Origin of the sequence: Saccharophagus degradans 2-40 (assembly GCF_000013665.1) — a bacterium.
GTDB classification, from domain to species: domain Bacteria; phylum Pseudomonadota; class Gammaproteobacteria; order Pseudomonadales; family Cellvibrionaceae; genus Saccharophagus; species Saccharophagus degradans.
In genome coordinates this window covers 3,123,520-3,148,931 of record NC_007912.1, presented here as the reverse complement: position 1 = coordinate 3,148,931, position 25,412 = coordinate 3,123,520, and the positions used below count along the sequence as shown (strand labels likewise).

Below are 25,412 nucleotides of genomic sequence, written 5' to 3'. Positions count from 1 at the left end.
TGTTTGCCTCTGGCCATACCGCGCTAGTAGCGATATTTAATAGAAAGGGGTAGACAGCTTGTATGCAAGTATCATATAGTCAATATGACATTTAAGTCAATGTATGGCTTTTTAGCCGCTATAGCCGCTATAGCCGGTTGATGCCAAGCCCAACTGCAGCTGCGACAAAAGCATACTTTGTCTAATTGGTTTCCTTCCTTTGTGTTAGGTGAGCTTGTGCCTTTACCGCATTGATATATGCCGTAAAGGCATTTTTTATTTGCCGCTGCTTAAAATGGTACATGGGGGTTACTCTAGTTTGCGGTACTGCGAAGGGGTCATACCTACTTGCTGTTTGAATATAGAGTTAAATGTAGATTTGCTGCTAAAACCCGCCTCGGCGAGCACATCAATTATTGCTTTTGTTTTATCTTGTTTCAGCAGTTTTTTAGCTTCGTCTATTCGGTAAGTGTTTATAAATTCAAAGAAGTTTTTATTAAAGTGCTGATTCACTATGCGCGATAGGGTGCGTTCCGGTAAGGAAACCTTCTGTGCAAGATGCTCTAAGTTAATGTTGTTATCTAAATAGGGTTTATGTTGTTGCATATAGTTTTGAATACGCAGTATGTGCTCGTCCTTAAAGCCTTTTTCCTCTGCGGTTGGTTCTTCTGCGCTAACGGGTTGTGTACTGCTTAAGCCATCAAATAAATGGGTGTAGCGAATACTGGTAAACACCAACGAGTTAACAAATATAAAAGAAAAATAATTGCCGCCTATACCCATAAAGTTTGACAGGGTATGTTCAATATTATTGCCTATGAGGTGTACGACAAGTGCCCAGCTAGCTATAAGCACAACCCCCAATACCACCCATGTTAGCCAGCTGCGTTCGCTTACTTCTAAATTGGCATATTGATGCCTAAGTTGTTTGCGGTAACGGGCAAGCGCAAACAAACACCATGCGCCATACGCAACCACGCTTAGGTACCGCAGTGTGGTGAGGTTACCCATTAGAGGGGTCCACATAAATTGCAAGTTTTGCATACCTTGTATTTGTTCGGCTTTTGGCAGGCTGTAGTAAGCATTTACAAGTAAGCCGGTTACCGTTATTGCAGGTAATAGGTGCAACGCATCTGTAGGTTTAAAACGAAAATCTTTATAAAGCACGCTGGCTACGTATAAATACAGTAATGGCCCCTGTAGCCAAACGCCTATGTGCCCCCAAAAGAATAAGTTCGGGTGCCAGTTAAGCGTTAATAGTCTTAGTTGATCGCTCCAAATTATCAGAGTGTCTACCGATTGTGCCGCGTTTAATAGTAGAAAGGCACACAGTAAATAGCTGCTCTTTTCGGTTTGTTTACGCGTGCAAAATAGCAGTACGGCCAGTAATACGTATTGGCCTACGGCCATCAGTAAAATAAGGTCGTGCAGGTTAAACAGCAGTGTATCGTGAGCTATTTGGTTCAAAGTTGAATTGGCCTTTATTGTTTTGGTGCTATTTGGTTTATAGCTGGATCTTAGTTAGCGCAATTAAAATAATAGCGGATATTGTGGCTTAGCAGGGTAAAAGCGAATTTGTGGTTTGCTGGGGGCATCACCCATTGGCGACGGATTTTTATGCATAATACGGCACAAAAGCGTGAGTGCGAGGTACGAACTTACGTAAATACGGGACTCTGGGCGACACAAAGGCGGGCTTGAGTAGATTATTGCGCTTATTGGCGTTTGCGTACTGGGCCGTTATAAATAGCTGTATGCTCACTTAGCAGCGCCGTGAACGAAAGTGAGAAAATAACCAAAATAAGAAAATTCTGGAGTGATTGATGTTTCTTTTAGACTTTACCCGCACTGCGTTTAGCTGTACACGAAAGCTTACCTTTTTGAAATCCGCGCTACTTATAAGCTGCTTTGCCGGGCTTACTGCCTGTGGTGGCGGGAGTGATGGCGGTGCTGCAAGTGGCTCATCCTCTAGCTCGTCTAGCAGCAGTTCGTCTAGTAGCTCTTCGAGCAGTTCTTCAACTAGTTCCTCAAGCTCCTCTTCAAGCTCTAGTTCGTCCAGTTCCAGCTCTTCGTCTAATAGTTCCTCTAGCTCCTCTGGTGGCGATGCTTTAGCGTGCCAGCATGAAATGGCACCAGCGCTATTATCTGCAAGTGATACTACCATGGTGCAAGCGGAGTATTACGATACCTGTGCTTCTTCGGCATTAGATAACACCACTGGTAACAGTGGCGGTGAGTTGCGAACTGACGATGTAGATATAGTGGCCATTGCGGACGGCTATGCTATTACGGATATGCAGTCAGGCGAGTACGTAGAATATTCACTAACAGTGCAAACTTCCGGTTTGTTTGACATTAGTTTTGCGGTACAGCCGCACGCAGCTAATACTGCCGGTTTGGCGCTGAGTGTAGATGGCGCAGTGTTAGGCACAGTTGATATTGCCGCTAATGACAGCACCGCATTTGGCGAATATACGCTTAACGGCGTGTACATAAGCGATGGCGCGCAAGTAATAAGGGTAACCATGGCCGGCGAAGGCGCTGCTATTGGGTTAGATTCCATTGCCTTTAATTACACCGATAATACCGTTTACACCCCAGAAAACGCCGTGTTGGGTATGGGAATAGGTATTAACCTAGGCAATACCTTAGATGCCTTCCCCAACGAAGGTGACTGGGCACCGGCTGCGCAGGAATACTATTTTAAAGCCTACAAGGATGCAGGTTTCCGCCATGTACGCATCCCAGCAACTTGGGATGATCACACGGCTGATACAGCCCCCTACGCTGTAAATGCAGCACGTATGGATCGCACTGAGCAGATTGTAGATTGGGCCTTGGCGCAGGGCTATTTCGTAATTCTTAATGCCCACCACGAACACTGGCTAAAAGAAAACTACGGCAATCAAACATACCGCGATCGCTTTGATGCAATTTGGCAGCAAATTGCCGAACGCTTTAAGAATAAGTCGGCTCGCTTAATGTTTGAGATACTCAATGAGCCAAACGGCATGACAGTGGCCGATGTGGATGACCTCAACCCACGTATTCTCGATATTATTCGCGAAACCAATCCCACGCGATTGGTAGTGTTCTCTGGTAATGGGTATACCCCTGTGGATGCCTTACTTGCGGCTGCAATCCCTAATGATGATTACCTTATTGGTAACTTTCACTCCTACGACCCTTGGCAGTTTGGCGGTCAGTGCGTACGATCGTGGGGTACAGAGCAAGATTACACCGACCTAGAGAACATATATAAGCGCGCAAATACTTGGTCTGAGCAGCACGACATACCCGTTATGGTGAACGAATTTGGCGCTGCCCATTACGATTTTACTGCACCGCAGAATGTATGTAACCAGCAGGCTCGTTTGGCTTATTTAGGTGCCCATGCCACATTTGCTATTCAGTACGGCTTTGGCGCAAGTGTATGGGACGACGGTGGATCATTTGAGGTGTACAAGCGCGGTGAAAATAGCTGGCGCGAAGCTAAAGATGTATTAGTGGCGCCAAACCCGTAGTTTATAGCGTTATTGCACACTCCCAATTTAAGGCTCGTGGCGTTTTTACGCTGCGGGCTTTGCTTTCTAGGCTCACCACAAGGCTTGAATGACTGCCTCCAAAATAACGTGCTAGCCCCTGCTATTTGCGAGTCTTGGTCTATGCTTAAAGGGCATAAATCAAATTGGAGACAGGCCGTTGAATGCTTGCTTGTGCCGCAGTTACCTTTCCAAGAGCTCGCTAAAATGTTTTTTAATACAGCAGTTGGTCCGCATTGGGCTGTGCTTTTGTATCGTAACTACACACGCTTATGGAGCGAATAAAGAGCCCATTCGGGCATTGTATATTCCCTTAGCCGACCACTATGCCGCGCTTGTGGCCTATGAGCGCTATGCACCGCATATGCAGTACGCTGATTTTCAGTTATCTAAAATGAATAACTGGGATCTATTGCGCGCCCACTTCTATGAGGGTAGAGCAGACCTGGCATTTGTAATGAGCCCGCTGGCTATGGATATGTACCGAGAGATGGGGGATTTTCGCTGGATAGGGTTAATGCACCGCGACGGCAATGCACTTGCAGTTAACGAGATTATTGCAGGGCAGCTCGAGCTTAGCCCACACAGAAAAGATCGAACGCCGAATCAAGATTTAGCGAACGCCATCAAAAATCTAAATTCCAATCAGCTACTCCAGCTTAAAGTGGGGGTGCCGCATCTGCTCTCAACCCATTCTGTGGTGCTGCACAAATATTTGAATAGTTATGGGCTGCGCATGGATAAACTACCTCACGGTGGCGCAGATGTGCTTATTATTCCTCAGGCACCGCCACTAGCCCCCAAATATATTCTCGGTCAAGCTAACCGAGCTACACCCGCAGCATTCGAGCAATCTCTACCCTGGGCCGATATTGTAGAAACTAGTGGCTTTGGCAAAATTGCCTGGTACTCCAAAGATGTCATCAAGTGGCCCAACGGCCACGTGGAATGTATAGCTATTGCAACCGACCGCGCGATTGCCTCCAAAGAGCAAGCGCTTAGAGAGGTGATGACCGCAATCCATAAAGCTGGTGCCGATATAGAAGCTGCGCGAGAGCGAGGTGGAGAGGCACTGGAAGATATTGTGAAAATTGTGCGCAAACATATTCCTTCTCACAGTCGCGAGGCTATTGTTGCGAGCCTAGATCCAGAATTAAAAGTTATTAACTACAAGCACCTTAATATAGATAAGGCCGGCCTAGCACATATTATGGGGTTGGCTGTTCAGGCGAATATATTAAGCGAACCGATAGATATAGATGCATTTAGTGACCCCAATTTTTACGTAAATTTAACTCAGCAAGGTTGTTGCATCGATGAGTAAACAAAATAAAAATAAATTTACTCACAGTATCCAAAAAACACTTATTCAGTGGTTTTTACTGCTTTCTTTAGTGCCGCTTTTCTTGGTTGCGTTTATAGGGTACCAAGTTGCGCGCAATAGTTTGGTCGCCTCGGCACAAGATCACCTAGAAAGCGATGCGCGCAACACGATGAACTTTTTAAATAATTGGTTTGAATACCGATTAATGGATAGTTTAAGCGGCGCGCAGGACGAAAATAACATTAAGTTTTTACAGGAATTACATGAGGCTGCCGTACAAACTGAGCTATCAATTGAATCATTTCATAAAAGTATAAAATGGGCAGAAATCACGGCCAGTCGACAAGGTGGTTTGGTTGATATATCGCGCAACTACGATTACATCTACGACGTTTTTTTAATAGATGTTGACGGTAATATATTATTTACCGTCGCGAAAGAATCTGATTTAGGCACTAATTTAGTCCACGGTAAGTATGCTAATACGAAATTTGGTGGTACTGTGCGCAAAACCTTGGCAACTGGGCAAACGCTGTTTGCCGATTTCGAACATTACGAACCATCAGCGGGAATAATTGCAGGGTTTGTCGTATCGCCTCTGGTAAATAGTGAAGGCCAACGCATAGGCGCGTATGCGATGCAATTTCGTATAGATCGTATAATAAACCATTTAAAATTAAATAGTGCATCTATGTATAGGCATTACTTAGTGGGGCCAGATGGCACACTGCGCACGCAGCGCCGACAAAGCGAACAGCTTCTAATTACACAAATAAACACTGCACCTGTTAAACGCTGGCTAGAAGCGAATGAGACTGCCAAGCATAGCGATAAGCCCAAACTAATAAAATATTCCGAAGCTGACGGTACTGTGTATTTGGGGATGCACCAAAACCTTACGCTGCGAAATCTGGATTGGTTGTTGGTGAGTGAAGTCAAAGAAGCAGATGCACTCGCTTCGTCAAATTGGTTGGCGGGAGTGATGTTGCTATCTGTGTGGTTCACGGCCATGTTGCTTTCCGTGTTAGCCTTTTTTCTGTCGATACGTATTACCAACCCTATTAAAGCCATTACCATTGTGGCTAATAAATTGGTTAAAGGCGATTTTTCTCAGCGAGTGCAGGTGCAGGAATCCAATGAGTTTGGGCTGCTGGCCAATAGTTTTAATGAGCTTATTCAATCGCGTAAATATTACGAGCTAGAGTTGCTCGCCGCTAAAAACGAAGCGGAAAGTTCCAGTAGAGCAAAATCTGAATTTTTAGCCTGTATGAGTCATGAAATACGTACCCCTATGAATGGGGTGTTAGGCATGCTTGGGTTGGTGCTTAATTCATCTCTAACGCCCGAGCAGGAGCGCAAACTGCTTCTGGCCCAGTCTAGTGGACAATCGTTATTAAGCGTGATTAACGATATTTTGGATTATTCCAAAGTTGAAGCGGGCAAGCTCGAACTAGAGCATTTAGATTTTGATCCACACCGATTACTCTCGGATGTAGTTCAATCATTTAACTATTCCGCGCAAGAAAAAGGTATAGAGCTGGTGTTAGATGATATTGGCTTAGGGGGCAAAGTGTTGCGTGGTGACCCGAGCCGCTTGCGCCAAATAATAAATAACTTATTGAGTAACGCACTCAAGTTTACTTCGCAGGGCGAAATTATTGTACGTGCAAAACTAGATTCAGAAATAAATGGGCTAAATCAGTTGCGGTGCAGTGTGACGGATACAGGTATAGGTATTCCCAGCGATAAAATAAGTGGTTTATTCGATTCATTTACACAAGTAGATAGCTCTACAACACGGCGTTACGGTGGCACAGGTTTAGGGCTTTCTATTTGTAAAATGCTAACCCGAATAATGGGCGGAGATATTTTTGTTGTAAGCGAAGTAGGTAAAGGTACAAGGTTTGATTTTGTTGTGCATGTAGAAACAGGCAGTTGCCTGCCGGTAGATAATGCCGAAAGTGATGTAACAGGTTTGAACGTATTGCTAGTAGACGACAATCTTACTAATTTAGATGTAATTTCTGGGCAGTTAATTAGCTGGGGAATACATGTGACTAAGGTGGCCGGGCCTGAGCAGGCGTTGGTACTTGTTGCAGAAGTACAAGATACGGTATTTGACCTTGTGCTTATGGATTGCCATATGCCAAATATAAATGGCATAGATTTAGCGGAAAGAATTCAGGGTTCACCTTGTATTAAGCCGAATAGTGTAATTATTTTAAGTTCTAGCGCAGATATGGCCTCGCGATTCCATATGCAAGAGGTCGGTGTGGTCGGCTGCTTAATGAAGCCCGTTTCCGCACCTTACCTTCATCAAGCGATACAATATTTTATTCAAATTAAAAAGTCGAATAAGCAACAGTTTATTACACCTGCATTGCTTGAGTCTGTGCATGCTACAACGGAATCAACTGCTAACCCCAATATTGTTTGGGGCGATAATGTTCGAATTTTAGTGGTGGAAGATAATTTAGTGAATCAGCAAGTAATAGCTGGCATATTAGAAGACTTTGGTTTGGCATTCACCTTGGTTGACGATGGTCAGCAAGCTATTTCCGCGCTAAAAGAAAATACTGGTGACTTGCGCTACCACTTTGTATTTATGGATTGCCAAATGCCGGTGCTTGACGGGTATAACGCTACCAAACAAATTCGCGAAGGGGCGGCAGGCGAAGAATGCAAAATTGTGCCTATCGTTGCGTTAACTGCAAACGCTATGCAAGGTGATAGGGACAAATGTTTGCGAGCTGGCATGAATGATTATGTTGCAAAGCCGGTAGATGCTGATGAGGTGAGGTTGGCGCTTGTAAGCTGGTTGCCTGCAGAACTAAGAACAGATGAGGCGGCTATAGAAAATAACCCAGAGACCCCGGACACCCCAGATATATTAGAAAAAAAATCGCCACCTGCAGAAGAAAATCCGGTTGAACCGCAAGTGGTAAAGGTGGACTTAGGCTTACTTAAATTACCAAAAGGGCTGGTTATTCACACCCCAGCAATGTTGCAGCCCATGTTTAAGAATAAGCCAGAGCGATACGTTAAAATTCTTACAACGCTTCTCAATGCTCACGCCTCGTTTAATACGTCGTTAAACGAGGCTTTTGCAAATAACGATACAGAGCAAGTGCGCCACCTAGTGCATGCCATGAAAGGCTCAAGTGGCAATATATCAATGGGCAAGGTTCATGAATATTGTAAACAAGTAGAGGCTCAAATCGATGCGGATGGCGCTGCAAGTGCAGAGTATATAAACAAATTACAACAACTGATAGAAGCGATGTTTGACGAGGCGAATCAAATAGTCGAATTAAACAGTTGAGTTAAATCGCGGTATTAAATAGCTGGGCTCAGCTGATGGCTAAGTTAATGACATTAGCTCAATGCGTTAGCGGGTTATTATTCAGAAAATACTTTTAATCCACCGATGGTGGTTAGCGTATTAACTTTTGTATTTTTACAATCTAGCTGTCTAATTATCTCGCTCAGAAACTCCCCTCATCTTACGCTTGAAAATAAGTGTGCCTAACTTTAATAGCCCCACAAAAATAGCCCTACAAATCTCCGAGCTTTTCAGCTGGCTTCCGCCTGCTAGCAGCGAGGTTTAAACGGTAAAACCTAAGAGAAAATGTGGGTTACTATTTAAATTGACAGTCTGTATGTAAAGTGCGATTCTGCGACGCGCTTTGATTGGCATTTAGCAGGTAATATTAGCGTATAATTCCGAATTGCTAGCATCCTGCTTGGTTTAACCTCCATAATGCCAAGGATGCCTATATACGTCGTGTTTTAATTAGAACGTTGGCATTGGGTAAATAGAATAACAGTGCAATACATTATTATTAAGTTGTCGTTTACCCGCATAAAAAATACAAAAGTAAAATTCCTAAGTGTAATTAAGTACTAAGAGTAACCATATGACTACAGCTAAGCCGCGCACCTATACGGCACCTGCGTTAGAAAAGGGGCTTGAAATTCTGGAGCTCCTCGCGGATGTCAAAGAACCACTCACGCTGGTCCAAATTGCCGCAAAACTTAACCGCTCTAAAAGCGAGTTATACCGCATGCTAGCCGTGCTAGAAACCAAGGGCTATTTAGCAAGAGAAGAGGGGTCTGATCATTTTTATATTACCAATAGGCTGTTCGACTTAGGCATGAGTGTGCCGCCTGTTGGCACCTTGGTTGAGGCCGCCTTCCCCATCATGCATCGCCTTGCCGATTTCACTCATCAGCCTTGCCACTTGGCCATTGGAAGTGGTCACCGTATGGTGGTCATTGCTCGAGTAGAAAGCCCCTCTAGCTTGGGGCTCTCGGTAAGAGTTGGCCACAGCCTTAACCTATTTGAAAGCAGCTCTGGTTTTGTGCTTATGGCGTGGATGGAGCAGCAGAAGCGGGAAAAACTATTTCAATACTTTGAAGCCAATAGCGAAACATTTAATCGCGCCGAGCTAGAGCCACGTTTAGCTGCGATTAGAGAGCACAAGTGTTTGCGTATGCAAAGCGCTGTAGTGGCCGGTATTGAAGACATGTCTTGCCCTATTTATGTAGGCGATTACGACCATGTAGTGGCGGGCCTAACCATTCCTTATTTGTGTGGCATTAACACAGGGGTTACCCCAGACGAAACGCTAGAAGCCCTAAAAGAGTCGGCCAGCGAAATATCGGCCCTAGCGCAAAGCTACGGCGGTTTTTAACTCATTACGGTCGCTTTTAGTTCCAGCCTTTCTGTATTTATTCCTATATCGAGCCCGCTGGCGGGTTCGATTATTGCTACGTTTTTGTGCGCTTTAGCAGGCGAGATAATCTTGTTGAGAGGTTTTAGATGAAATTAGTGCGTGTAGGCAACAAAGGCCAAGAGCGCCCAGCAGTGGTAGATAGTCAAGGCGTGGTGCGTTGTATTGCGTCATTCACTGCAGATATAAATGGTGATTTTCTTGCAGGCGCCAGCTTGAATGCGCTAAAAAAAACAGACCTTTCGACGCTGCCAGTAATAGACAATGTACAGCGCTACGCCGAGCCAGTAAAAGGCGTAGGTAAATTTATATGTGTGGGCCTAAATTACGCCGATCACGCTGCGGAATCGGGGAAGGAAGTGCCCCCAGAGCCGGTTTTGTTTACCAAGGCAACCTCGTCTATAACTGGGCCTAACGATAATGTGGTTATCCCTCGCAACTCGACCAAAACCGATTGGGAAGTAGAGCTAGCATTTGTTATAGGTAAACATGCCAAATACGTCAGTGAAGCCGACGCCATGACATACGTGGCAGGCTTTACAATCGTAAATGACCTGTCTGAGCGGGAATTTCAGCTAGAGAAGGCAGGCCAGTGGTGTAAAGGCAAGGGTTGCGATACCTTCGGCCCATTTGGCCCTTATTTGGTCACCCCCGATGAGCTAGGCGATTTCAATAACCTAGATATGTGGTTAGATGTAAACGGCGAGCGTATGCAGACCGGAAACTCTCGCACCATGGTATATAAAATCCCTTTTTTGGTGCACTACATCAGCCAGTTTATGAGCCTGCAGCCAGGGGATATTATCTCTACAGGTACCCCACCTGGAGTGGGGATGGGGTTCCGCCCACCTAGGTACCTGAAGGCGGGTGATGTGATGCATTTGGGCATCCAAGGGCTTGGTGAGCAAACCCAACAGGTGGTAGCAGATAGCTAAAAGCAGCCATTTTTATCGCTTATTTAGTGGTTTTGGCTGGTAAATACCTACCGTATACGTTGTAAAATCGGTCAAACTGATTAATAAGCAACCTAAAAACGGACATTTTTCGCTTTAAACGGCTAGATTCGAGCATGCGGGCAAAACTTATTGTAGAATGCCTGTCTTGTGGGTTTGTTGCCGAGAGAGGGGGCGTTATTACCTAGGTGATTACGTCTAAGAGAGTGGCAGCAAATTCAGCTTTGAGCTAACCTTCGTACAGCCTAATAAGAGTTTGGCGAGGGCCAAAAGCCTACATTCGCACATTTATGTGGAGATTTTACGGTGAGTCGCAGAAAGAAAAAACAACAATCGGATGATAATTCAGAAATCGACTTAACGCCCATGCTGGACGTTGTGTTTATTATGCTTATCTTCTTTATCGTAACGGCATCGTTCGTTAAAGAAAAATCGTTAGGCTTGAACGTGCCGGAGGATTTAGACAATCCACCACCACCCAACCCTGACAACAAAAGTATTCTTATTCAGGTAACGTCTAGTGACGAGATCTACATCGATCAGCGCCGCGTAGATGTACGTTCTGTGCGTTCTGTAATTGCTCAGAAGCACGCAGAGATTCCAGAGGCACCAGTAGTTGTACGCGCACACGAACTGTCTACTGCGCAAACCTACGTTGCCATTGCTGATGCCGCGCGCGAAGCAAAAATTTATAACGTATCACTTGTACCTTTTGACGATAAATCTAAATAAGGTTTAGTTAAAAGCTACCCCAAAAAGCAGCCAATGGCTGCTTTTTTTATGCCTGCAATTTACGGCTTACCTCGTGGCTTTTCAAACACCCGTTTGGCGCCGGTTGTTGCGTGATTATTTGGGCTGAACTAAGCTTGAGGTAAGGGTGAGGCAGCAAGGTTGACCTGCCTGAGTATATCTGGGTACTAGCACTAATAACGCTAATAACAAAAAAGGACCAAATCTATGAACCGTAAAGCCAGAGCTATAACTGCAGATGATAAAGCCGATGTGGATTTAACCCCCATGTTGGATGTTGTTTTTATTATGCTTATCTTCTTTATTGTTACCGCTTCGTTTGTAACCGAGAGGGTAATAGGGCTAAACCTGCCAGAGAACGCCCCTGTACAGCCAATAAGCCCAACCCCTAGCTTGTTGGTAGAGGTTTCTGCTAACAACGATATTTATATAAACAATCGCAGGGTAGATGCTTCTGCTGTGCGCGCATTAATTGCCCAAAAGCATGCCGAGTTGCCCGAAGCGGGGTTGGTAATTCGCGCCCATGAGCTTTCATCTGCAGAAACCTATGTGCTAGTGGCTGATGCAGCACAACAAGCGCGAGTGAATAATATTTCTTTAGTGCCGTTTGCCGATAAGTAATGGCTTGTGCATGTGGCAGCGTAAGGCGCTGTCACATGTAAGTTAGCCATATATTAATTATAAAATGCGAGAATACTGCGGTGTATTTGCACTTTGTTGCTGGCTCGCATAACTGCTTACCTGGCTGCTTACATAGCTGTCAAAAGCCATGCAAATTCGTCTTACCAGAAGCCTGCCGCAGGGTTTTACGTTTAGCTTCGCTTGTGTAAATTCAATTAGGCCATCCTCTTCAAACACCTTTAGTTCGGTAAGCGCGTCGGCAAAGTACTGTGCTACATCAATTCCAAATTGGCGATTAATTTTTTGATAATCTAGCTCAAAGTTACAAATTATTTGGCTAATAACTTCGCGCCTAAGTAAGTCATCATCTGTTAATGTTAAGCCTTTAATTATGGGCAGCTGGTTTGTATTTATTGCAGCGTAATATTCGGTTAAATTTTTACTGTTTTGGCTGTATGTATTGCCAATAGAGCTAATAGACGAAACACCAAACGCCAATAAATCGCAGTCGCCGTGTGTGCTATACCCTTGAAAGTTTCTGTGCAGTTCACCTTCGCGTTGGGCAACCGCGAGAGAGTCGTCCACTTTGGCGAAGTGATCCATACCAATAAACTGATAGCCAGCATTGCACAGACTTTGAATGCTCTGCTGCAAAATAATTAATTTTTCTTGTGGCTCTGGTAGCTCGCGGGCGTTAATTTGTTTTTGCGTTTTAAACAAGTGGGGCAGGTGTGCATAGTTAAATAGCGCGATTCTATCCGGCGACAACGCAATTATTTTTTGCAGGGTTTCAGCAAACGATTCCGCCGTCTGCTTAGGTAAACCGTATATTAAATCCATACTTAACGATGCAAAATTATTTTCCCGCACTGCTGTTACCAGTTCGCCAACCTGTTGCGGGCTGTTAAAACGGTTTACAGCCTTTTGTACATCGGGCGAGAAATCTTGTATGCCCATACTTACACGATTAAACCCAATAGTGCGTAAATGTTTAATGCGTTGTGGCGTAACTCCTGCTGGGTGAACTTCTATAGAAAAATCTCGAAACGCGCTATCGGCTACATTAAAGCGTGCCTTTACAGCGTTCATTAGTGTTGTTAGCTGTTCGTCACTTAAAAAAGTAGGTGTGCCGCCACCAAAATGTAATTGCTGCACAGGTCGAGTGGTATCCACTTGCGCGGCAACCAAATCCATTTCTTTAATAATGGCGGTTAAATAGGGGGTAGATTTAGCTTTGTTGGCAGTAATAATTTTATTACAGCCGCAGTAATAACAAACCGTATCGCAAAAGGGAATGTGGAAATAAAGCGACAGTGGCTTTTGTGCTTTGTTACCCTTACTTACCGCTGCCTGCCAATGTTGTTGAGTGAAGTTGTTAGTAAATTGTGGCGCAGTTGGGTACGACGTGTACCTAGGCCCGGCCAAATCATATTTTTTAAGGGTGGCTGGCTTGGCCAGTATATCTACGTTAAAAGGGGTAAGCGGGTGGATTTGGGCAGTTGGCCAAGTCATAACTGTGCTCTACTTGCGAAAGGCGTATTAGCTGGTTGTTAAATAAATAACATAGCGTGTGAAAAGGTAATGGCGTCACGCTAAATATATAATCTGGACCGAGTAGAGGTATTGATATGGGTCAAATGATGGCTAACAGCTAACAGCTAACAGCTAACAGCTAACAGCTAACAGCTAACAGCTAACAGCTAACAGCTAACAGCTAACAGCGCTGCAAAGAAAGGGGCTAAGAGTCGAGTTAGGAGCAGAGCTGCATATCGCCGCCGTAGCTTACAACTAAGCCAATAACGGGTAAAAACACATATACGCTAAAGCGGTATAAGCCTGCGTGCTCCCCTTCATTGGCTTCTACCTTTGGGGCCAGAAAGTGCGGAACGGGAATGCCCCAAAAGTAGGTTTTTTGTAGGCGGTATTCAAGCGTGCCGTTGTTCACGGAAAGTGCTAGATGCATGTTGAGCGGGCCAAGCTTTTCGACAAGTTGGTTGCCGCTTTTGGCAAAATGAGAATTCATTTTAAAGTTGCCGAACTTTCTATCCCAGTGCATATTGTTGTTGTCGTGTTTGCCATGCACGGTAAGCTCAACGCTATTCGTTTGCGGTGGCATAGCCATTATTTTGCACAAAGCGCGAGCAAAAATATTACCTTGCCTAACCCAAACTGTACCCTTAAGTTGAGACTCACCAGTGTGTGCAGCTTTTACTATGGGGCACAGTAGCGCGTAGTCATTACCCAAACATTGTTGCAGCAAGTTAGACATAGCTTACCTTGTGGTTGTATTAGCTAGGGGCGTTACCTCCCCAGAAGGGGTATTACTTTAAAGGGATTATTGCTCGCGATTAAAATACAGTTTGCGAATGGTGTTGCCGTTAACAATAAGTAGCGTTATTTCAAGTAAAGTACCGCCAATGGAGCCAACAATAATATTGTTCGTTAGCCAGCATAGTGCACCGCACAAAAATGCAATACGCATTTTTATGCCACGCAAACAAAATAAAGCATATGTGCCAATGCATGTGCCAATAATTGGGAAGGCATCGCGCCATGTTTCTGCTAGCCAGTAACCACTTGCAAGTGTTATAGCAATAAATACAAACGCTACAGCTCTAGAAGACGTGCGCAGGGCTAAACCGGTTCGAAACACCGATAGAATAGAGCCTAAACTTGCCGTTGCCGCGCCTAGTAATGCAAAGTGAATGGAGTTATTTACATTCATAGTAAGCATTATAAGCTTTAGCTTTTTATCATCTTTTTGATAAAAACACAGTATGCCAAGGGCATAGCTTACAAAGCCTAAAGCTTGGCCAAGTATTAATAGGTTAGAGTCGAACAATTATATATGCTCTAGGGTGAGTGGCGGCTAGCACGTTTGTGCATGCTAACCGCAAGTTTTAAATAGAATGGGTAAGGCTTTTGGCTGCAGTGTAATTATTTACCTGTGGCAATTTTACAATTTTCTTCGTGCAACAATGCCGTTTCGCAGGCTATATCTAAATTTCTGCGCAGTGTTTTGAACTGCTCTTTGTATTCACCTCTATATTTTTTGCGAAACTTCCCCCAAATAAAGCGTTTAACTTCTATCTCTTCTTCCAATATTAAGCCTGGCACTGGGGCAGGCTTACGCGTGTGTTCGTCTACTGCCACCATGGTGAAATACGAAGTGTTGGTGTGTTTGTTAACACCTTTTTTAAAGTCTTCTGAAAAAACCTTTATGCCCACTTCCATGGATGACCGGCCCACATAGTTTACCGAGGCCAAGAGGGTAACTAATTCGCCCACTTCAACGGGGTTCAAAAAGTTAACCGAGTCTACCGAAGCCGTAACGCAATAGCTGCGCGAGTGACTAGCAGCAGCGGTATAGGCAATTTTATCCATTAACGACAAGATAATGCCACCGTGCACCTTGCCGCCAAAGTTGGAGTAGGAGGGAATCATTAATTCTTTAAGGACAATTTGAGACGATTTAACTGAGCGGTATTCGGTCATTAAGGTACTTCTTCTATTCGAAAGGTGGAGCCGATGTTTCTAAGCTTGGAATGGTGCTTATTTTAGGTGTAACTATATGAGCAGTATACACCAGCGTCACCAATCTGGGGGCTTGTAAGTGCAGGCAGCCAGAGTTCAAGGCAAGATGGAATTGGTTAACCAATTCTCTCCGGAACCAGTCAAATTAATAAAATTGCTTACTACTTTACATTTCTTATGCCATAAAAGCTGGCTGGAGCGTGTTTTTTAGCGGATTGTTAACCAATTTGTCATTACAATTGTCGCCAATATATGGCTAGCTCAAAAGAGCAACCCCTAAACCGGAGGGAAATATGAAAACGTTAACATTGCTCGTTTCTATGGGCGCACTATGTATAAGCCTGCAGACTATGGCAGAGAACCATAAAGTAGGCGCCACACTAAACAAAAAACAAGCCCTGCCCATTAGTGAGATACCGGCTAATGTGCTGGCTGCAATTAAGCCATTAGCGCCCGACCTTGCAATTGCCCAAGCAGAGAAAGAGTGGAAACACGGTAACGTCTATATAGATGTAGAAGGCACCTTGCCCAATGGCCAAGAAATAGAGTTTGACCTATTGCAAACCGGTAATACTTGGCAGGTTGTTGAAGTGCAGCGTGACTTAATGTGGGAAGCAACCCCCCAAAATGTTCGCGACGCACTAGTGGCAGACTCCCCAAAATTTAAAGCAAAGCGCATTATAGAAAGCGTGCAGCACGGTCAAAACATTACAGTTTATGAGTTTTACAGCGTGGACGCCGATGGCAAAGAATCTCGCAAAGAAGTGAAAGTAGAAGCTGGTAAAGCAGAAGTACTGCAAAAAGAGTGGCAACACTAAAAGCTATTTATTGCGTCCACAGCTTGGCATTGTTTTTCTGCTTTTGTCTTGCTAGCTGAAAAATAATGTAATGGCGTGGCGTTTAACGGTACACCTAGGTAGCTAGGTTATTTTAAAAATAATTGTTTGGGTTTGTTATGTTAAAAGTAGTTATCAAAGCCTTTGTTGTAACCCTGTCTGGTTTAATTATTAGTGCGTGTGGTGGTGGCGATAGTAAGTCCCCTGAAACCACGCCGACACCAACGCCGACGCCAACGCCGACACCAACGCCGACACCAACGCCGACACCAACGCCAACGCCGACGCCAACGCCAACGCCAACACCAACACCAACACCTACACCGGTAGAGTGTACGCCAGCGTTAAGCACTATAAGCTCTGCCTTCGACGATGGCAGTAACGATGGCTATGTACCGGCAAATACAATAGATGACGACCTAACCGATGAGTCGCGTTGGTCTTCGTTTGGCGATGGCAAGTGGATAGTGTTTGATCTTGCTATCGCAAAAGACGTAAGAGAAATACACAGTGCTTGGTATAAAGGTGATACTCGCACTAGTTTTTACGACATAGAAAGTTCGCTAGATGCGGTATCTTGGAGCACCTTGCAAACTAACCTTCAGTCACAAGGTACTACAAGCCTAGAGGCGGTAACGTTAGACAGCACCGATGCGCGTTACATTCGCGTGGTTGGCCGCGGCAACACCGACAACACATGGAACAGCTTGATAGAAGTAGATATTTACGATTGTGGTGAAACAGGTACGCCTACCGAAGATCCTGTTGTAGTAGAGCCACCAGAGCCGCCAGCGCCAACAGATGGTGACATGCCAGCAACCACGCCAAATCCGCCGCTCGTAACTGACGCGTTAGACCCAGATGCCGCGCCATCGAGTAACTTCGATTTATGGCCTTGGTATTTAAGTGTGCCAACCGATACAGATGGCAGCGGCACTGCAGATAGTATTAAAGAGTCCGACCTAAACGCGGGCTACGAAAGTTCGGAATTTTTTTACACAGCTGCAGATGGCGGTATGGTATTTAAATGCCCAGTTGCGGGCTTTAAAACCTCTACCAATACTTCTTATACGCGCGTGGAGCTAAGAGAAATGTTACGCAGAGGGAACAGCAGTATTTCTACCCAAGGTGTAAATGGTAACAACTGGGTGTTTGGTTCTGCACCGCAAAGCGATTTAAACGCAGCCGGTGGAATAGACGGCAACCTGCGAGCCACATTGGCCGTAAACAAGGTAACCACCACGCACGGCGATGGCTTTGAATACCAAGTTGGCCGCGTAATTATTGGTCAAATACACGCGAACGACGACGAGCCAATTCGCTTGTACTACCGCAAATTACCTTCTAATAGCAAAGGCTCAATTTACTTCGCGCACGAGTTGTTAGATGGTGACGACACTTGGCACGAAATGATCGGCAGCCGTGGCGACAACGCTAGCGACCCAGCCGACGGTATAGCGCTAGATGAAACGTTCAGCTACGAAATAGATGTACGCGGCAACACGCTCACTGTAACCATTATGCGTGAAGGCAAACCCGACGTAACCAAAGTGCTAGACATGAGCGCCAGCGGCTACGACGAAGGCGGCCAGTACATGTACTTTAAAGCTGGCGTGTACAACCAAAATAACTCGGGCGACCCCGATGACTACGTGCAAGCAACTTTCTATGCATTAGAGGCCACCCACAACTAGTTGGGTAATAGTGTAAAAAGCTGAATGCAAACCTAAAAAAGCCGCGAAGATTCGCGGCTTTTTTGTGTGCGTAAAGATTGTGAACTGAATCGCTTGCCAACCTGCTTAACTAGCATTTAAAGTACTTTCACGTTATTTTTTGTTCTTCCATTAAAATACTCAATCTCTGTAGCTATTTATTAGTCGCGATAAACGCCAAAAAATAGAAGGTACTGGGGAGAGCAGCAGGGCAGCCCAATAGATTCCGAGTAAATATAACTGATTCCAATGATCATCATACTGCTGATTTTAAGCTGCAGTCTCATAAAATAATTTATCAACTAGGGCTACTAATTAAGAAAAAATAAATAAGCTTTATTTGGAGTGTTACTAGATGAAAAACGCAAAGCTTTACCTAGTGTGTGTGATCGTAAGTGTTTTATATGGTTGTGCCGACTCTTCGTCTAGTTCTCCCTCGGGTTCAAGCTTCGACTTGGTATGCTCTGCTTTCGATATGCTAGATAGTAACGCCAATTACGAAAGCATGAGTAACTTGGAAAGAAATGAATTTATTACTAAACAGATCCATAAGTTAACACCTAATTCCAATGCGGCGATGGCTTGGGACGCCGTTAGCTCTGCTCAATCAGACCAGCGATATGAAATATTTAAAATTGCAGCGGAGGAAGTTACTGGCCAAGAATGGCATTGTGACAGCATGAAACATTTGGCGAGTATAACTGGGTACTAGCTGTATTCGATTCAATCTTGGCGGTTAGAAGAGCTTAATGCGCTTAGCCCAACAGCGAAGGCGGAGGCATTAATAAGAGGGTTTCGTTTACCAGTTGTTAGCGTAGAAATGCAGAAGATTATATTTGGAGAGGGCGGATCGCTTGCAGCGAAAGAATTTTATCCACACCTTCAGCGATAAATTCCTAAATTAACAAAAGAACCTTTGATTGCCCAGAAATTCCAGAGTTCTATCTAGCCAAGTAATTTGGCGAATAGTTAATTTACTTTAACTATTTGCCAATAAAATATCTCATCCGTGGGCACTGCCCACCATCTACAAGCTCGCTACTTGGCTTTACATGCAAAGTATTTAGTAAGCCAGTTATGTGTTTAATTACGAAGCAATCAACTGGCCATTTGAGAGTTACCCTTGGTTTAGTTTTATCATTCGAGCTGCAATCAAAACCTGTCATTCACGTCATCGTATGTTGACGTGTCAGGTCTAGTCCTAAGGAATACAATTTAGGTGTGGCGCTTTTTCTAGCTTCCACACCATCATTATCGATATTCAACTAGAGTTGTACTCAATTTTTTACTCTTCTGTATAACTCTCAATACTTGGGCAACTACAAATTAAATTTCTATCCCCATACACATTATCAATACGATTCACCGTAGGCCAAATCTTGTGTGCGTGTAGGTAAGGTAGTGGGCGGGTGGCTTCGTCGCGGGTGTAGGGGCGTGTCCACGTTTCGTCTAGGGCGTCGTCTAGGGTGTGGGGGGCGTTAACTAGGGGGTTGTTATCCCTTGGTAGTTCGCCGCTTTCTACTAGAGAGGCTTCTTGACGAATTTTAATCATGGCGTCGCAGAAGCGGTCTAGCTCTGCTTGTGATTCCGATTCGGTTGGCTCGATCATAAGTGTGCCAGCCACGGGGAACGACATGGTAGGTGCGTGGAAGCCGAAATCCATTAAGCGTTTGGCTATGTCTTCTTCGGTTATGCCGCTGCTTTCTTTTAGTGGGCGCAAGTCTAGTAGGCACTCGTGGGCAATGTAGCCGTTTTTACCTTTGTACAAAATGGGGTAGTGGTCTTGCAGGCGGTGCGCTATGTAGTTGGCGTTTAATATGGCGAACTCGGTTGCGCGCTTCATACCTTCGGCACCCATCATGCGAATGTACATCCAGCTAATGGTTAAAATACTTGCCGAGCCCCACGGCGCAGCAGATATGGTGCCGTTTTCTACCAATGTGTTGGGCACGGGTTGTACTGGATGGCCGGCCAAGAAGGGCGCAAGATGAGATTTTACACCAATAGGGCCCATGCCCGGGCCGCCGCCGCCGTGTGGAATACAGAAGGTTTTGTGCAGGTTTAAGTGCGATACATCGCCACCAAATTTACCTGGTGCCGCCAAGCCCACAAGGGCGTTCATATTGGCGCCGTCTATATACACTTGTGCACCGACCGAGTGGATGAGGTCGCAAATGGCGGTAATTTCTTCTTCAAACACGCCGTGGGTAGATGGGTAGGTAACCATTAATGCGGCAATGGTTTCACCGTATTGGGCTACTTTAGCTTTTAGGTCGTTCAGGTCTACGTTGCCGAGGTTATCGCAGGCAACGACTACCACTTTCATTTCTACCATTTGTGCCGAGGCTGGGTTGGTGCCGTGGGCCGAGGCGGGTATTAAACAAATATTGCGCTCGGTTTGACCTAGGTGCTCGAAGTATTTACGTATTGCCACAAGGCCAGCGTATTCGCCTTGCGAGCCAGCATTGGGTTGCAGGCTAATGGCGTCGTAGCCGGTACAGGCTTTTAGCATATCTTGCAGTTGCGTAAACAAAGTGCTGTAGCCAGCGGCTTGCTCCATTGGCGCAAAGGGGTGTAGCTCACCAAATTCTGGCCAAGTTACGGGAATCATTTCGGCTGTAGCGTTTAGCTTCATGGTGCAAGAGCCGAGGGGAATCATTGCGTGGTTTAGGGCAATATCTTTCGACTCTAAACGCTTTAAGTAGCGCAGCATTTCGGTTTCTGAGTGGTATTGCTCAAACACTGGGTGGTTAAGCGCTGGGCCTTCGCGGCGGCAGCTAGCGGGAATCACTTCTGCGGCTAGGGCTTTGGTTTCTAAGCTTTTAACATCTTGCGAGTGTTTGCCTAGTGAGAAAATATCCAGCAATTGGTGGATATCTTCTAGGCTTGTGCATTCGTTTAAGCTAATAGTTAGCGCGTTTTTATCGAGTTTACGCAGGTTAACACCCGCTTGCTGGGCGCGATCAAACAGGCCTTGTTGTTGATCGTTCACTATTACACACAAGGTGTCGAAGTAGTTATCAAACGCCAACTTGTGGCCCTGTGCTGTTAAGCCTTGGGCAAGCATCTTGGTTAGGGTGTGCACGCGTTGCGCTATTCGGGTAACGCCCGCGCTGCCGTGGTACATGGCGTAAAACACGCTCATCACCGCCAATAAAACCTGCGATGTACAAATGTTGGAGTTGGCTTTTTCGCGGCGTATGTGCTGCTCGCGGGTTTGCATGGCCATACGCAGTGCGCGTTTGCCGCGTGTATCTACCGATACGCCAATAATGCGGCCAGGGGTTGCGCGTTTGTACTTTTCTCTAAACCCAAAAAACGCAGCGTGTGGGCCACCAAAGCCCATAGGAATACCAAAGCGTTGGTTGCTGCCCACTACTATGTCGGCCCCCATCGCACCGGGGGATTCGAGTAACACCAAGCTAAGAATGTCGGCGGCTACGATTAATAGCGCATCTTGCTCGTGGGCTTGGTTAACTATTGGGCGCAGGTCTTTTACTTCGCCCGAGGTGCCGGGGTACTGGGTGATGGCGCCAAATACTTCTTGCTTGTTTAGGTCTTGGGTTATGTCGCCAATAACAAGCTCAAAGCCAAAGTGACTGGCACGGGTTTGCAATACGGCAAGGGTTTGTGGATGGCAGTGTTTATCGGCAAAGAAGGTGTTGCTTTTGTTTTTACGGGCAACGCGTTTGGCCATTGCCATGGCTTCGGCTGCGGCGGTAGCTTCATCTAGCATAGAGGCGTTGGCCATATCCATGCCGGTTAATTCAATGATCATTTGTTGGAAGTTAAGTAAGCCTTCCAATCGCCCCTGTGCAATTTCTGGCTGGTAGGGCGTATAGGCGGTGTACCAGCCTGGATTCTCTAATACATTGCGCAATATAACGGGGGGTACATAGGTAGGGTGGTAGCCCATGCCTATATAGCTTTTAAAGCGTTGGTTGTTGCCTGCAATGTTTTTTAGCTCGGCTAAGGCTTGCTGCTCGTTTACCGGTGCGGCTAGGGCGCGGGTTTCTTCACCGCGAATAGACGCGGGTACGGTAAGGTCTATAAGCTGGTCTATGCTATCCAGCCCCATGGCATCCAACATGGCTCGCGTTTGATCTGCATTGGGGCCAATATGGCGGCCTATGAAATCGCGTGAGTTGAAAAGTTCGTCTAAAGAAGTGCCGTGTGACATAGATAAATTTCCGCGCTGTATAGTGGGCAGGTCGGTGGTAGCATTACCGTTTTTGATTGAGGCCTAAACGCTTAAGCCAGCCCCATTTGAAAAGGGGCGGCAATATTAGCAATTGTCTAATCTATGGGCAATTTAATAAGCGCCTTAATCGCGATAATAATGTAGAAAACGAGGATTTACACACAGCATGACAATTGTATGGATTCTTTTCGCCGGCTGGGTGCTCTATTTTGCACTGCGCGGCTATTTGCAGGGTATTTGGGTGACGCTTTTGGGCCTGTTTGGTTTTGCTGTTGCCTATGGTGCAAGTTTGCTATGGGCGAAAGATGCGGGCGTGGCTATTCAGGGCTATGGCCTAGGTAGCACGGCTGCCATGATGGTAGCGAGCGTGGTTATTTTTATACTTGCGTATTTATTAGCGTCTACCTTACCTAAGCTGTTTTTAGAAAAATGGTTAGATAAAAAAACATTTATTGCTCGGTTAGCGGGCCTAGGAGCAGGCACAGTGCTGGGGTGTTTTAGTGGTTTGGTCATTGTATGGGGCGCCACCTTTTTAAGTGCCGCTTGGCAGTCGCGCGCAGGCAATACCGTACCGGCGCAATTAGCGGTGCCCCAGCCATTGGCAACAGCTGCAGGCAAATTAATTGGCGGCGTGGCCCAAGCCGGCTCGAAAGCGGTGGGCGCCAAAGAAATTCATTCGCAGCTTATGGGGGCATTACTGGCTAACCCAGAGCAATTTGTGGAGGGGTTTAGCAGTCTTTCCGATTCTGGCGTAATGGAGCAATTTTTTAATGATGGCACTGCGCAATATTATATGGCTAGAAAAGATTACGCCTCGCTACAGCAAACGCCAGCATTTAAAAACATCGCTCAGCAAGAAGGGGTGCAATCTATATCTAAGTTGGCGTTAGCAGGCAAAGATGGCGACCCAACTAAGGTTCAACAAAGCGAAATATATGAAACTCTAGCGCATAACATGACATTTGTATGGCGCCGTATGGAATATTTAAAAACCAACCCCGAAGTGCAGCAAATACTTAACGACCCAGAAGTAATTAAGCTTGTGCAGGATAAAAACCCGTTAAACATTATGTTTAATGCCAAAGTAAGCCGGTTGGTTGATTTAATTATGCAGGAAGATTCCGCAATGGAAAGTCATGATTTTACTCAGTTAAAGCCGGGTAACCCTTTGGGTGGTTTGGGTGAGATTAAACCCGAAGCGTCCCGCACGGTTAAGCCTGTAGAAATTTATAAGTGGGTGGACGACAACGGTAATATGCAATATACCGATTACGACAATACGCCAGAACATAAGCGCGCAAACGCAGAGTTGATGACAGCGCAGGGCGAATAGCAGTTAAATTTACATTATTAGTTAATAGGTTAAGTTTCTAATGGCGATAAAAAAAATAGGTGGATGGATACAAAATACGTGTAAAGAGGTGTACAGCAATCCATGGATACGTGTGACCCATGAAGAGGTAACCACACCCAAGGGTACGGCAGGTATTTACGGTTTGATTCACTTTAGAAACCGCGCAGTTGGTGTAATTCCTTTAGATGAAGAAGGCAACACATGGCTGGTAAAACAAAGCCGCTATGCGTTGGACTGCTACACCTGGGAGATTCCCGAAGGCGGCGTGCCAGAAGGTGAAGATATGCTAGAAGGGGCCCAGCGTGAGCTGGAAGAGGAAACCGGCTTGTGTGCGCAGCAGTGGGAGGAGTTAGTAACTATTCACCAAAGCAACTCAGTTACCGATGAAATTGGGGTGGTGTACGTAGCAAAGCAATTGTACGCTGGCAAGCAAGCGTTGGAAGATAGTGAAGATATAGAAGTAAAAAAACTGCCATTAAAAGAAGCCATTAACATGGTAATGACTGGCGAAATAACAGATTCAATGTCGGTGGCGGGTTTGCTTAAATTGGCAGTGCAAGGTAACTAAAATAGCAGAGTTAATATTCCGTGCAGAAAATTGGTTATTTTATAAAAAAGGCCTTCATTCGAAGGCCTCAGTTTATTGATAAACCCCTCTATTATTTCTGCGAAGAGCTTGATCATTCTAAATCCGCAAATTCTTAGGGTGAAAGCTCAAAAAACGTATGAATATGTCCCTATAACTTGCTCAATTCGTCCATGAATTGAGCATTTTTGATCTTTCACCTTAAGAATTTATTCGCTGTGCTACCTAAGTCAGGTTTGTCATCAGTCTGAGGCCTTCATTCGAAGGCCTTTTTAGCTATTGATTGCTGGTTAGCAATTAGGCACGTTTCATTTTTCTGCGAGAGAAATATAAGCCAAACATTCCCATACCAAACAGCGCCATAGTGCTGGGCTCTGGAACACTTGCAGCATTCAATGTTAATGAAGTTAGGTTAGCGTTTATGTAGCTAGTTGTAGTGTTATTATCGTAGTCGTAAGCGTAGAAGTAACCACATTGGCCTGCACTAGCGCTACAGTTTCCTGGTGTGGAATCTTGCCAGTTAAGGGATAATGTAGAAATGTCCGCTAAATTATCGCTAGTCACAATATCGTTTACCCAGTCATAGATGTAAACATACGCATAGTCGTTGGCGTAATTGGATGAGTTGTATACATAATCCTGTTCAAGAATTTGAAGAAAGTCGCGATTATCTGAAGTGTACTGGTCGTACGCCCATACACCGTCGTATGAATATGTATACTGTGGGGAATCTGGGCTATATGTATTGCCTAAGAAGCTATAGCTAATATCTATCCACTTATCGTTGTAATCCGTATCGCGTGTGCAATTGTATTGCGATTGGCTGCACTCGTCTCGCAATTGGGCCGCTTCGGTATCAATCCAAATAGTACCCGTTAACGTTTCACCGTTGGCGCCACCGTTTGCTAGCCCATAGCCTTGGCTGTTAGTGATAACACCACTAAATTCCCCAGTTAAAATTACCGCAGATGCAGATTGCCAAGCGGTAAGTGCTAGCGCACCTACTAAAAGCTTTATTGATTTACTCACTAAATGTTCCTCGATTTAAAGTTAAAGGCATAGCCTCTTATTGGTTATGCTTCGCAAAAGGGTAATTGCAATGCATGTGCCAAAAAGTGTGATGAGCTTCTCGTTTTTCTGGTGGTTGAGAGTAATTTGTAGTCCTTTAGTGTTAATAAATTCGACGCACGATTGTTTTAGGTATGGCTTTTACTCGGGGCTAAAAAACCTTTTTTATGGTTTTTTTTAATGTGTGCGTAATGGGGCTGATTGTATTTTTATCAGTAA

At 45.2% G+C, this 25,412-nt stretch carries 19 protein-coding genes; 12 read left to right on the top strand and 7 right to left on the bottom strand.

Features of this window, described 5'->3' with window-relative positions:
- Nucleotides 1-288 precede the first annotated feature (288 nt).
- Nucleotides 289-1,446, bottom strand: a complete 1,158-nt coding sequence (locus tag SDE_RS13030; protein WP_011468968.1) for an AraC family transcriptional regulator — start codon at nt 1,444-1,446, stop codon at nt 289-291.
- A gap of 356 nt (nt 1,447-1,802) precedes the next feature.
- On the opposite strand from SDE_RS13030, the gene SDE_RS23085 reads away from it, so the two are divergent.
- The 7 genes from SDE_RS23085 (at nt 1,803) to SDE_RS12990 (ending at nt 11,902) form a co-directional block, all read left to right on the top strand.
- Nucleotides 1,803-3,503, top strand: coding sequence for a cellulase family glycosylhydrolase (locus SDE_RS23085; RefSeq protein ID WP_011468967.1), 1,701 nt, complete (start codon nt 1,803-1,805; stop codon nt 3,501-3,503).
- A 178-nt stretch (nt 3,504-3,681) separates the two neighbouring features.
- Nucleotides 3,682-4,845, top strand: a complete 1,164-nt coding sequence (locus SDE_RS13015; RefSeq protein ID WP_011468966.1) for an ABC transporter substrate-binding protein — start codon at nt 3,682-3,684, stop codon at nt 4,843-4,845.
- Nucleotides 4,838-8,167, top strand: coding sequence for a response regulator (locus SDE_RS21355; protein WP_011468965.1), 3,330 nt, complete (start codon nt 4,838-4,840; stop codon nt 8,165-8,167). Before SDE_RS13015 ends, SDE_RS21355 begins: the two co-directional genes overlap by 8 nt.
- A 595-nt stretch (nt 8,168-8,762) precedes the next feature.
- Nucleotides 8,763-9,539: an IclR family transcriptional regulator gene (locus SDE_RS13005; RefSeq protein WP_011468964.1), complete on the top strand. Its 777-nt coding sequence runs from the start codon at nt 8,763-8,765 to the stop codon at nt 9,537-9,539.
- A gap of 128 nt (nt 9,540-9,667) precedes the next feature.
- Nucleotides 9,668-10,513, top strand: coding sequence for a fumarylacetoacetate hydrolase family protein (locus tag SDE_RS13000; protein WP_011468963.1), 846 nt, complete (start codon nt 9,668-9,670; stop codon nt 10,511-10,513).
- Nucleotides 10,514-10,837: 324 nt separating this feature from the next.
- On the top strand, nt 10,838-11,263 hold the full coding sequence (locus SDE_RS12995; RefSeq protein WP_011468962.1) for an ExbD/TolR family protein: 426 nt from the start codon (nt 10,838-10,840) through the stop codon (nt 11,261-11,263).
- A 225-nt stretch (nt 11,264-11,488) separates the two neighbouring features.
- The gene (locus SDE_RS12990; protein ID WP_011468961.1) at nt 11,489-11,902 is read left to right on the top strand and encodes an ExbD/TolR family protein; all 414 of its coding nucleotides are present in this window, start codon (nt 11,489-11,491) and stop codon (nt 11,900-11,902) included.
- A 57-nt stretch (nt 11,903-11,959) separates the two neighbouring features.
- Here the strand turns inward: SDE_RS12990 and hemN are convergent, their stop codons facing one another.
- From hemN to SDE_RS12970, 4 genes are all read right to left on the bottom strand, one after another.
- The gene (gene hemN, locus SDE_RS12985) at nt 11,960-13,414 is read right to left on the bottom strand and encodes an oxygen-independent coproporphyrinogen III oxidase (protein ID WP_011468960.1); all 1,455 of its coding nucleotides are present in this window, start codon (nt 13,412-13,414) and stop codon (nt 11,960-11,962) included.
- A 238-nt stretch (nt 13,415-13,652) separates the two neighbouring features.
- Nucleotides 13,653-14,171: a DUF4166 domain-containing protein gene (locus SDE_RS12980; RefSeq protein ID WP_011468959.1), complete on the bottom strand. Its 519-nt coding sequence runs from the start codon at nt 14,169-14,171 to the stop codon at nt 13,653-13,655.
- Nucleotides 14,172-14,237: 66 nt separating this feature from the next.
- A complete protein-coding gene (locus SDE_RS12975; protein ID WP_011468958.1) occupies nt 14,238-14,744 on the bottom strand; it encodes a YgjV family protein in 507 nt (168 codons plus the stop codon).
- Nucleotides 14,745-14,839: 95 nt separating this feature from the next.
- On the bottom strand, nt 14,840-15,397 hold the full coding sequence (locus SDE_RS12970) for an acyl-CoA thioesterase (protein ID WP_011468957.1): 558 nt from the start codon (nt 15,395-15,397) through the stop codon (nt 14,840-14,842).
- 332 nt (nt 15,398-15,729) lie between these two features.
- Here SDE_RS12970 and SDE_RS12965 point away from each other — a divergent pair, with 332 nt between their 5' ends.
- From SDE_RS12965 to SDE_RS12955, 3 genes are all read left to right on the top strand, one after another.
- Nucleotides 15,730-16,254: a TonB-like protein gene (locus SDE_RS12965; RefSeq protein WP_011468956.1), complete on the top strand. Its 525-nt coding sequence runs from the start codon at nt 15,730-15,732 to the stop codon at nt 16,252-16,254.
- A 137-nt stretch (nt 16,255-16,391) separates the two neighbouring features.
- On the top strand, nt 16,392-17,966 hold the full coding sequence (locus SDE_RS12960) for a polysaccharide lyase family 7 protein (RefSeq protein ID WP_011468955.1): 1,575 nt from the start codon (nt 16,392-16,394) through the stop codon (nt 17,964-17,966).
- A 373-nt stretch (nt 17,967-18,339) separates the two neighbouring features.
- On the top strand, nt 18,340-18,696 hold the full coding sequence (locus tag SDE_RS12955) for a hypothetical protein (RefSeq protein ID WP_011468954.1): 357 nt from the start codon (nt 18,340-18,342) through the stop codon (nt 18,694-18,696).
- A 573-nt stretch (nt 18,697-19,269) separates the two neighbouring features.
- Here the strand turns inward: SDE_RS12955 and gcvP are convergent.
- Nucleotides 19,270-22,164, bottom strand: a complete 2,895-nt coding sequence (gene gcvP, locus SDE_RS12950; protein WP_011468953.1) for an aminomethyl-transferring glycine dehydrogenase — start codon at nt 22,162-22,164, stop codon at nt 19,270-19,272.
- A gap of 187 nt (nt 22,165-22,351) precedes the next feature.
- Between gcvP and SDE_RS12945 the strand changes: the two genes are divergently transcribed.
- Nucleotides 22,352-23,518 (top strand): CvpA family protein, encoded by a 1,167-nt coding sequence (locus SDE_RS12945; RefSeq protein WP_011468952.1) that lies wholly within the window; start codon nt 22,352-22,354, stop codon nt 23,516-23,518.
- Nucleotides 23,519-23,558: 40 nt separating this feature from the next.
- On the top strand, nt 23,559-24,107 hold the full coding sequence (locus tag SDE_RS12940) for an NUDIX domain-containing protein (protein ID WP_011468951.1): 549 nt from the start codon (nt 23,559-23,561) through the stop codon (nt 24,105-24,107).
- Nucleotides 24,108-24,422: 315 nt separating this feature from the next.
- Here SDE_RS12940 and SDE_RS12935 read toward each other — a convergent pair whose 3' ends face one another.
- Complete coding sequence (locus SDE_RS12935) at nt 24,423-25,154, bottom strand: PEP-CTERM sorting domain-containing protein (protein WP_011468950.1); 732 nt, start codon at nt 25,152-25,154, stop codon at nt 24,423-24,425.
- Nucleotides 25,155-25,412 lie beyond the last annotated feature (258 nt).

Bases quoted from the DNA above. Each gene is read 5' to 3' on its own strand.
- hemN (WP_011468960.1), bottom strand. From the start codon at position 13,414: ATGACTTGGCCAACTGCCCAAATCCACCCGCTTACCCCTTTTAACGTA.
- SDE_RS21355 (WP_011468965.1), top strand. From the start codon at position 4,838: ATGAGTAAACAAAATAAAAATAAATTTACTCACAGTATCCAAAAAACA.
- SDE_RS12990 (WP_011468961.1), top strand. From the start codon at position 11,489: ATGAACCGTAAAGCCAGAGCTATAACTGCAGATGATAAAGCCGATGTG.
- SDE_RS12955 (WP_011468954.1), top strand. From the start codon at position 18,340: ATGAAAAACGCAAAGCTTTACCTAGTGTGTGTGATCGTAAGTGTTTTA.
- SDE_RS12945 (WP_011468952.1), top strand. From the start codon at position 22,352: ATGACAATTGTATGGATTCTTTTCGCCGGCTGGGTGCTCTATTTTGCA.
- SDE_RS13005 (WP_011468964.1), top strand. From the start codon at position 8,763: ATGACTACAGCTAAGCCGCGCACCTATACGGCACCTGCGTTAGAAAAG.
- SDE_RS12960 (WP_011468955.1), top strand. From the start codon at position 16,392: ATGTTAAAAGTAGTTATCAAAGCCTTTGTTGTAACCCTGTCTGGTTTA.
- SDE_RS12970 (WP_011468957.1), bottom strand. From the start codon at position 15,397: ATGACCGAATACCGCTCAGTTAAATCGTCTCAAATTGTCCTTAAAGAA.
- SDE_RS13000 (WP_011468963.1), top strand. From the start codon at position 9,668: ATGAAATTAGTGCGTGTAGGCAACAAAGGCCAAGAGCGCCCAGCAGTG.
- SDE_RS12965 (WP_011468956.1), top strand. From the start codon at position 15,730: ATGAAAACGTTAACATTGCTCGTTTCTATGGGCGCACTATGTATAAGC.
- SDE_RS12980 (WP_011468959.1), bottom strand. From the start codon at position 14,171: ATGTCTAACTTGCTGCAACAATGTTTGGGTAATGACTACGCGCTACTG.
- SDE_RS23085 (WP_011468967.1), top strand. From the start codon at position 1,803: ATGTTTCTTTTAGACTTTACCCGCACTGCGTTTAGCTGTACACGAAAG.
- SDE_RS12940 (WP_011468951.1), top strand. From the start codon at position 23,559: ATGGCGATAAAAAAAATAGGTGGATGGATACAAAATACGTGTAAAGAG.
- gcvP (WP_011468953.1), bottom strand. From the start codon at position 22,164: ATGTCACACGGCACTTCTTTAGACGAACTTTTCAACTCACGCGATTTC.